This is a genomic window from Ferrovum myxofaciens, from assembly GCF_000735045.1.
In the GTDB taxonomy this organism is placed as follows: Bacteria; Pseudomonadota; Gammaproteobacteria; order Burkholderiales; family Ferrovaceae; genus Ferrovum; species Ferrovum myxofaciens.
This window is the reverse complement of sequence record NZ_JPOQ01000505.1, coordinates 1-921: the sequence shown is the minus strand read 5'-3', so window position 1 is coordinate 921 and position 921 is coordinate 1. Positions and strand designations below refer to the sequence as shown.

Here is a 921-nt window from a genome sequence, read left to right as displayed (position 1 = left end):
GGCATCATCAAACAATATATCGAGCAACAGCAAACGCCACTATAGGAAACGAAGATGGATGCCTTCGGCATCCGCGCTATTCATCCCCGCCCTGAACGACGGGGCTTTTCGCGCAGTCCGGGTAAAGAAGGCCCAGAGGCTCTGTGTCAAGTTTCTTTACACTTCGTGTCATATTTGGTCGGGATACTTCCTGTCGTTTTACATATCAATATGAAATAATGTGATAATTATTTTGTTGGCACAATTATTGCTTAATAGGCAGGCACCTCAACACATCACCGGGGAGTATCCCATGATCAAGATTGCCTCTGCCCTGACGCTTCTCCTTCTCTCCCTGGCCTCAACCCTTACCAACGCCGGTGCCACCCTCCATATCGGCAGTGGCTATGGCACGGCCTGTGCCACCGGGGCCACCGGGGGCTGTCCGATTTACGGCACCGAAGTCAACAACATCAATGCCGTGATCGACATCTATCAGAACGCTTCCAATGCGCCGGCACTCAACAGTCCCGTCTACCTGATTCTGGGAGTAGCCAATACCCCTTCGGCAAGTTCCGTGATTGAACATTCCGTGCTGAATGCCTCGCTTATCAATACCTCAGGGCAGTCGACTGCCGTTTCCACAGCCTTTGACAACTATGCTGGTGCCATGACTTCCTCGGATGTCTACAGTTTTCTGAACCTTTCGGGCGACAAATCCAACAGTTTTACCAATTGGAGCGCTGCTGCCTTGGCAGTTGACGGCATTCAGGCAAATAATTTTGGCTCTATGTGAAATACAGTGGGTAACTGAATCTGAACTTTAGACATTCGCCTCTCCCAGCCACCCAGGATTTTCCTTGGTGGTGAGGTGGGGAAAACACAAAAACAGGGCGATTCGACAATGATGGACAGGGGGTTGCGCGCCTCAGCACTGCAATC

The 921-nt window shown here is 51.0% G+C and carries 1 protein-coding gene; it reads left to right on the top strand.

The window, feature by feature from the left end; translation table 11 throughout:
- Positions 1-292 precede the first annotated feature (292 nt).
- A complete protein-coding gene (locus IV91_RS0114800; protein WP_031599577.1) occupies positions 293-775 on the top strand; it encodes a hypothetical protein in 483 nt (160 codons plus the stop codon).
- Positions 776-921: the final 146 nt, after the last annotated feature.

What these genes read in the sequence shown, in the direction of transcription:
- IV91_RS0114800 (WP_031599577.1), top strand. Translation starts at nt 293, where the DNA reads ATGATCAAGATTGCCTCTGCCCTGACGCTTCTCCTTCTCTCCCTGGCC.